Here is a 7,559-nt window from a genome sequence, read left to right on the forward strand (position 1 = left end):
AGGGCATGTCGATCCGCGCGGTGGTGCGGACGACGGGCGCCAGCAAAAACACGATCGCGAAGCTGCTGGTGGACGCCGGCAAGGCGTGCGCTGCCTACCACGATGAGCACGTCCGCAACGTCCAAGCGCGGCGGGTGCAGGTCGATGAGATTTGGTCGTTCACTTACGCCAAGCAGAGGAACGTAGCGGACGCGAAGGCGGCGCCGGATGGTGCGGGCGACACGTGGACTTGGACTGCGATCGACGCGGATACGAAGCTTGTCCTCTCCTACTTCGTCGGCGGCCGGGACGGCGAATGCGCCAGCTGGTTCATCGACGATCTTAAGGCTCGGCTCGCCACGCGCGTCCAGCTCACGTCTGACGGGCATAAGGCGTATCTAGAGGCCGTCGAGAGCGCCTTCGGTGCCGATGTCGATTACGCGCAGCTTGTGAAGCTCTACGGCACCCCGCCGGGCGCGGAGAAGGGCCGCTATAGTCCTGGCGAATGCACTGGCACCCGCAAGACCACGGTCGAGGGCAAGCCCGAAGCTGCGCACGTTTCCACGTCCTACGTCGAGCGTCAGAACCTCACGATGCGGATGCACATGCGCCGCTTCACCCGGCTCACGAACGCATTCCCGAAGAAGGTCGAGAACCACGCCTACGCCGTGACGCTGCATTTCATGTACTACAACTTTGTGCGGCTACATGCGAAACTGCGGATGAGCCCGGCGATGGCGGCGGGCGTGACGGATCAGCTATGGGAAATTGCAGACATAGTCGCGCTGGTTGAGGCCGCCGATGCCAAGCCTAATAAACGTGGGCCGTACAAGCGGCATCTTGGCGCGATTGAGGCAAGCGTTTAAGTTACGCCGATTCAGTGCTCATTGGAAAGATGTCAATTGTGAATTTTGGGCTTCATAGGCGCGCTGAGATAGCGCTAGATAATCTTGATAAACGTGACCGCAGCTCTGTCGAGCGCGCTATATTAAGTATCGCAAATACAAATCATGCAGATTTGCTAACAAAACATGACGTGAAGAAGTTAGGTGGGGCTGCCAGCGGCAGAACCCTATACACAAAAAGAGCGGGAATAAAATACAGAATTGTATTTTCTATAGACCAAGGACAGGTTTTAATTGAAGACATCGTAGCGCGCGAACAATTAGGGCGCGCTTCTGGAGCCAGAAAATGAGGCGCCTGGCTCGACACAACCTTGACCCCGCCGCCGCTCGCGTCCAGTTGACTGAACTATCCAATCTAATCGCAACACGTAGCGTGCTCAGAGAGCGCGATGATGTTCTTCCATTTTTTCGAACTCGGCCAGACATATGTCTGATGTTTTCTTATTATCTCCCTGATATTAAAGAGCCTGATTGGTTTGCAATTGAATTTGTGATCTACGGGGACTTCCGAGCTGATCTTATCGTTGGGGATTTTAACGCCAAGCGCTACATGCTTATTGAGTTCGAGGACGGGTCGCCTAACAGTATTTTCTCTAAGAAACCAAAAACAGCCCCGGCATGGGCGTCTCGCATGGAAGGCGCCTTTTCTCAAATAGTGGATTGGTACTATAAGTTGGATGATATGAAAGCCACCAACGACTTTGCAAATACGTTTGGAGATCGCGATGCAGTTTTCGAAGGACTGATTGTTACTGGCAAAGATATGAAGCTGGCACCTCAGGAGAAGGCCCGCCTAAAATGGCGCATTGAAAACGTAAGAGTGGCCTCCAAAAAGATAAACACTATATCTTTTGATGAATTTGTGGAGGATGCCGATTTTAGGCTCAGAAGGTATCACAATGTGTGAGCCCAGCCCCCAGGCTGGGTGGCATGAAGAAAATTCAAACTGACCCACTGCCGATCCGACCAGCGACTGGCGCTGGACACGCTGACCCCAAACCGGGCTGTGGCCTGATGACAGGAGGCGCCCGTGGCTGCGGCCGACACGACCCGCTCACGTAAATCCACGGACAAGGGTGAAGGCATCGGCATCCTCCTTCACCCCTCAACGTCCCGATCCTCCAGCCATCCCAACCCGCTCGGGCACGGCTCTAGTACTACAGCTGGGTTTGTGCGTTGTCATGGCGGAGGTGGGCCATGCCGAGGATAACAGGAGTGGACGCGGCGCGCTGGGCGCGAGGCTTCGATGAGGTGCTGGAGCGGATCGGCGGCCGGTTCGGACCGGCTGAGCCCCGCAGGCGGGTCGAGGCCTACCTGCGGGGCCTTCTGGCGCCAGTGGAGCGCAAGAACGGCTGGCAACTGGCGGAAGCCGCTGGCGATGCCACGGCCGATGGGGTCCAAGAGTTCCTGAGCCGGGTGCGCTGGGACGCGGACGCCATGCGCGACGACCTGCAGGCATATGTCGCCGAGCATCTGGGCGATCCGAACGCGGTGCTGGTGCTCGACGAGACGGGCTTCCTGAAGAAGGGGGGCAAGTCGGCTGGGGTACAGCGCCAGTACACCGGCACGGCCGGGCGGATCGAGAACGCGCAGGTCGGGGTGTTCCTGGGCTATTCCGGATGCCACGGCCATGCGCTGATCGACCGATCGCTCTACCTGCCCAAGTCTTGGACGGACGATCGCGCCCGCTGCCGGGCCGCGCATGTTCTCGATGACGTGCCCTTCGCGACCAAGCCGGCACTGGGCCTTGCCATGTTCGAGCGGGCGCGCGTGGCCAAGCTGCCATTTGCCTGGATCGCGGGCGACAGCGTCTACGGGGGCGACCGCGCCATCCGCCGCTGGGCGGAAGATCACCGGATCGGCTACGTGCTGACGCTCACGTCTGGCCAACGGCTGGCCATGCGCCCGGTCGCGGAGTGGTTTGCCGATCAGGTCGAGGCGCGGCCCGAGGACGCCCCGTCCGTCTGGCAGCGTCTGACCGCGGGTGACGGTGCCAAAGGACCGCGCCTCTACGACTGGGCCTGTGTCCCCTATCGCGGCGCGGTGCCCGGCTTCCAGTGCGCGCTTCTGGTCCGTCGCTCGCTGGCCGATCCGGACGAGCCGACCTTCTACCTGACCCACGCACCGACCGGCACGCCGCTGTGCGACCTTGTACGGATCGCAGGCAAACGCTGGACCATCGAGAGCAACTTCGAGCAGGCCAAGGGCGAGGTCGGGCTCGACCAGTACGAAGTGCGTTCCTTCATCGGTTGGCACCGCCACGTCACCCTGGCCATGCTCGCCCACGCCTACCTCGCCGCCCTGCGCCGGGCGGCTATCGGGGGGCGTGGTCACCACCGACCTCGCCGCGGACCTGCTGCCGCTGACCGTGCCCGAGATCCGGCGCCTGCTGGCTGCCATCGTCGGCCTGCCTCCGCCCAAACCCGCCGCGATCCTGCGCTGGTCCGTCTGGCGACGACGCCATCAGCAACGGGCCAGACGCGCTCATTGGCAACGACGGACCCAAAACGCCAAACGACCCATCAAAAAGCGTAAACCGACCAAAACCCGGCTGTAGTACTAGCCGGCGGTCACCGGCTGCCGGCCGAAGCCGGTGCGGACCTAACGCTGCTGAAGGGCGTGATCGCAGCCTGTCGCGACTGCGGGGTCTTCCCTGACATCGCTCAAAGCGGCATGGATAGAAGATGGAAGCTCGGCCATACTGCTGGGGTGTCGAGCATACCCATGCCTGGTCTAATCGCTTCCGCCGCCTGCCCATCCACTACGAACGCCACGCTGATACTCTAAACTTCAACAAGCTCTCAACCAGCTTCATCGCTCTCAACATGATCATACAGTTCTGTTAGGTTCTCCTGTTCGGAGTAGTATGAGGCGCATGGATCCCAAGAACGCTTGATTGGTCTCGTGCGCCATCTTTGAAATTGCGGCCGAGATGGTGGAGGGGTATGTGTAAGGTGAGTACCTCGAAATCAACTCAAATTCAAGGAAATCAAACAATGTCTAATGAAGTGCCGCAAAACAGACATCAGTCGGCTGTAAGGCCTCGGCGGGTGGCCGTAAAAAATCTGCCGCCACAGCCAATTTTGAATTTTGCGCAGAGTTTGGCTCAATTGCTGATTCCGCAGTGGAAAGAGATCGACGATAAGTACTTTGATCAAGGTCGTGTAACAAAGAAAGCTGACGATTTAGAAAAACGAGAACAGGCGCGCGCAGTGATTGAGGCGGTTGTTGAGGCTCTGGATAATGGACGGATCAATGCGGAGATCAGATTTAGCGCTGCGCATAGACACCAGCTTGACGTTTGGGCAAGTAGAAAGGCGAAAGAAATGGAGGTACGTCTGACATCATCAGGCGATAGTGATCAAGCATTTGGTTTATATCTATCGGGCGAGTATGAGATTCATGAGATTGATTTTCCTTTATTTATAAAAAACTTCGAGCCTTATTTCTGGAGAAGTGTTGAGATAAATTGGAATAATGGAACTATTTCGTATGATTGGTTCGATCTGACACTAAATAATGTGCCTGTTGCAATTTGCCTGCCCTCTGAAGCCCTGAAAGCATTTTGCAGCATTGAGCCTGCAGTAGATATCGTCGATTTGCGCATGGGATCTCATCGTAATATTGCACTGCGATTATCGCTTACCGCATGCGCGTGGCGATATATTGCGCACCGTACCCGTATATCAAAGTTGGTTGAATTGCCAGAACTGAAGAATTATTTAATTGATTTCGCAAGAATGCGGAAATGGGTCGTATTGCAGTCTGATGATGTCACGTCGGACAATGACTGTGCAGCTGATGTATTTGCGGTAACGCCTGATACAATAAGGAAATATGCTGAGCAAGTGCTATCGCAGTTTGAGGAAGATAAATTAGATGCGTCCATTATTTCTCCGCTAAAGTAAGATGTCGCCGTGCATCTTGCTTGCGCCGCTCGTGCGTGCTCAGTTGGGGTCGCTGCTGTCAATGAATCTGCTATCATTTTATTGTTGTGGGTAGCCTAGTGTCGTATGCCGCGGTTGGACGCTGCGAATCGTGGAGACGGTTTGCAGTTCAGCATGCTGGGGGCGGGAGCTATGGTCGGTTCCGATGGCGGCGATGGGCGACGGGATGCATCACATCTGCCCACGGGCGCGTTTCCATAATGGCCATAGATAGGTGCTTGCTCCTTCTGTCAGCGTAGGATGGAGGGCGAGGTTAACGCGGTTCCGTTGTGGGTGGACAATCTTTGAACTTTGCTCGACCCTAACGCTTCCTGGTACCCGACGACCTAATAGTGGAGAATCGACTTGGCCTGGCCGCAGTTCAGCAGCAGCACGGATGGGATGCTGGTCTTAGCCGGCGTCTATGGCACACGACAGACGGAATCCCTAATCTTAAGGCGTTCGACGACAATGACCGCACCCCAGCGGTTTTCGCGCGTCACTTAGCGGAGGCGATAGGCCAACAGTGGCAGCCGGTCGCCGCCTGAGGCAAGCGATCAGATTCACACCGCGTCGAAGCAAATCTAGGGTTGCCAGAGCTTCGGATTCCGCCAGAGTCGTCTCCGGAGGACGGCTGATATGGATGAGCGGCTCGCGCGCAACATTGCAAATATCCCATCTTTGGAAGGGCTAGCGCAGTTCGAGGCCAACGCGCGGACACGCCAGGCTCTGACCCTCGAAATGAGCGCGGCCATCCATGCGCGGACGGGCGAACTTGGCCGCAAGCTGATCGCTGACCGGACGGGACTGGACCTCAGCGAGCTGTCACCCGCCGAGGAAAAAATCGTCCAGGCCATCAGCGTCTACGCGGGCATGAAGAAGCGTGAAGGCAGCAACGCCAACCGCGCCATCGGGCAGATCGAGCGGCAGGGCTTGCTCGGCGCGGCCGAGATTTCGGTTATGAGCGGCAAGCCGACGATGGGCTACGAGGCTCTCGCCGCGGCCAATCACGCTGAACTCACCTACGAGCAGATCGTCGTCGATCATCCGGAAGAATTTTCGCCGCGCGCCCTGTGGTTTGCGCGCCGGACGCTCAAGCTGCCCAATGACAACGCCAAGCCGCCGGCGAAGGCGATCACGCCGGTCCAAGCGCGGACCGAGACGCTGCTGCGCTGGCTGCGCGAACGAAGCGAAGCCAATTCGGGCCAGCTGCCAACGCATACCAATGCCGAAGCAGCCACCGCGCTGGGTATGGACGAGATGCATCGGCACGGCCGTGTGTTCGGCAACATCCAGTCGCGCATCGACTTCGCCTGCTATCTGAGGGGATTGCCGCCGCTAGGGTTGACTGCCGACGCGCCTTTCGGCCGGGCGTGGCAGCGCGATGAGCGCTCATGGGGATTTCCGGTTACCGCCATGCAGGTGGCCGCGCAGGGCCGGGCGTGGCGGGCTCAGGACTTCGATGCCGTTTTGCAGGAAACCGAGCGGCTTCCGGGCCAGGCGCATCTGCCGTGGCGCAAGGAGCTTAGCGAGTATGAGGATCGCGTTCGCCACTGGGCGTTCGGCTTGCAGGCGTCCGCAGCCACGGAGTCGAACCAAGAATCAACCGCGCCCGAGCCGGCGCGCCGTAATCCTATCTGGTCGCGTGACGAATTGATCCTCGCGCTCGACCTCTATCTTCGCCACCGCGATGCGCCGCCAGGAAAGGAAAGCGCGGAGGTCGCCGAACTCTCGTACTTCCTCGGCCAGCTAAGAGCGCCTAACAGAACCGTTTGATCTGGTTGAGGGTGATGAGACTTGCCGCGAGGCTGGTGAAGGCCTGGTAGATGTCGGCGCGTCGCTCGTAGCGGNGGTTGAGCGTGTCGAAGGTGTCGAAGGCCTGGCTAAGAGCGCCTAACAGAACCGTTTGATCTGGTTGAGGGTGATGAGACTTGCCGCGAGGCTGGTGAAGGCCTGGTAGATGTCGGCGCGTCGCTCGTAGCGGATGGGCAGGCGGCGGAAGCGGTTGAACCAGGCATGGGTGCGTTCCACGACCCAGCGGTGGCGGCCGAGCTTTTCACTGCTCTCGATGCCCTTGCGGGCGATGCGCGGGACGATCCCGCGCGCCCGGCATTCCTGGCGACGCGCCTTGGCATCGTAGGCCTTGTCGGCATGCAGTTTGTCGGGGCGGCGACGCGGTCGGCCACGCCGGCCCGTGCTCAGCGGCGGGATGGCATCGAGGGTCGGCGCCATCTGCGGGCTATCGTGTCGGTTGGCCTCGGTCAGCCTCAAGCCGAGCAGCGTACCGCGGGCGTCGGTGACGATGTGGCGCTTCGTGCCAGGCTTGCCCCGGTCCGTCGGGTTCGGGCCGGTGGCAGCCCCCCCTTTTTGGCCGGAACAGAGGCACTGTCCAGGCTCGCTCGACGCCAGTCGATCTCACCAGCTGCGTGCAGGCGCTCCAAGAGAACTTGATGCAGCCGCGCCCACACGCCGGCTGCCTGCCAGTCGCGCAGGCGCCGCCAGCAACTCATCCCGCTCCCGCAGCCCATCTCGGCCGGCAGCATCTCCCAGGGAATGCCCGAGCGCAGCACGAACACGATGCCGGTCAGCGCCGCCCGATTGTCGATCGGAGGCCGTCCGCCCTTCGGGCGCGGCCGAGGCGGCGGCAGGAGTGGAGCGATCTCGGTCCAGAGATCGTCGGGAAGCAGAGGGCGAGCCATACCCAACCAACGCCTCACCGACCAAAGCGTGCCGTTCTGTTAGGCGCTCT

At 59.6% G+C, this 7,559-nt stretch carries 6 protein-coding genes and 1 pseudogene; 5 read left to right on the plus strand and 2 right to left on the minus strand.

The window, feature by feature from the left end:
- Positions 1 to 5 precede the first annotated feature (5 nt).
- Positions 6 to 845 carry an IS1 family transposase gene (locus ASG52_RS05135; RefSeq protein WP_156383791.1) on the plus strand — a complete coding sequence of 280 codons (840 nt, stop codon included), beginning with the start codon at positions 6 to 8 and terminating at the stop codon, positions 843 to 845.
- Between the two features lie 325 nt (positions 846 to 1,170).
- Positions 1,171 to 1,791 carry a Shedu immune nuclease family protein gene (locus tag ASG52_RS25960; RefSeq protein WP_082552353.1) on the plus strand — a complete coding sequence of 207 codons (621 nt, stop codon included), beginning with the start codon at positions 1,171 to 1,173 and terminating at the stop codon, positions 1,789 to 1,791.
- Between the two features lie 47 nt (positions 1,792 to 1,838).
- Here the strand turns inward: ASG52_RS25960 and ASG52_RS25965 are convergent.
- Positions 1,839 to 1,970, minus strand: a pseudogene (locus ASG52_RS25965) (helix-turn-helix domain-containing protein); the annotation flags it as partial.
- 90 nt (positions 1,971 to 2,060) lie between these two features.
- Between ASG52_RS25965 and ASG52_RS05140 the strand changes: the two are divergent.
- The 3 genes from ASG52_RS05140 to ASG52_RS05145 all read left to right on the plus strand — a co-directional run bounded on the left by ASG52_RS05140 (position 2,061) and on the right by ASG52_RS05145 (position 6,586).
- Positions 2,061 to 3,419, plus strand: a complete 1,359-nt coding sequence (locus tag ASG52_RS05140; RefSeq protein ID WP_082552354.1) for an IS701 family transposase — start codon at positions 2,061 to 2,063, stop codon at positions 3,417 to 3,419.
- 419 nt (positions 3,420 to 3,838) lie between these two features.
- Entirely contained in the window at positions 3,839 to 4,792 is a 954-nt protein-coding gene (locus ASG52_RS26890; RefSeq protein WP_156383792.1) for a hypothetical protein, read from the plus strand.
- A 657-nt stretch (positions 4,793 to 5,449) separates the two neighbouring features.
- Entirely contained in the window at positions 5,450 to 6,586 is a 1,137-nt protein-coding gene (locus ASG52_RS05145) for a hypothetical protein (protein WP_156383793.1), read from the plus strand.
- A gap of 117 nt (positions 6,587 to 6,703) precedes the next feature.
- Here the strand turns inward: ASG52_RS05145 and ASG52_RS25970 are convergent.
- Positions 6,704 to 7,509 (minus strand): IS5 family transposase gene (locus tag ASG52_RS25970; RefSeq protein ID WP_156383797.1). Its coding sequence is split into 2 segments (ribosomal slippage): positions 6,704 to 7,167 and positions 7,167 to 7,509, totalling 807 coding nucleotides; the frame shifts between segments, so codons are not numbered across the junction.
- Positions 7,510 to 7,559 lie beyond the last annotated feature (50 nt).

Origin of the sequence: Methylobacterium sp. Leaf456 (assembly GCF_001425465.1) — a bacterium.
Classification (GTDB): domain Bacteria; phylum Pseudomonadota; class Alphaproteobacteria; order Rhizobiales; family Beijerinckiaceae; genus Methylobacterium.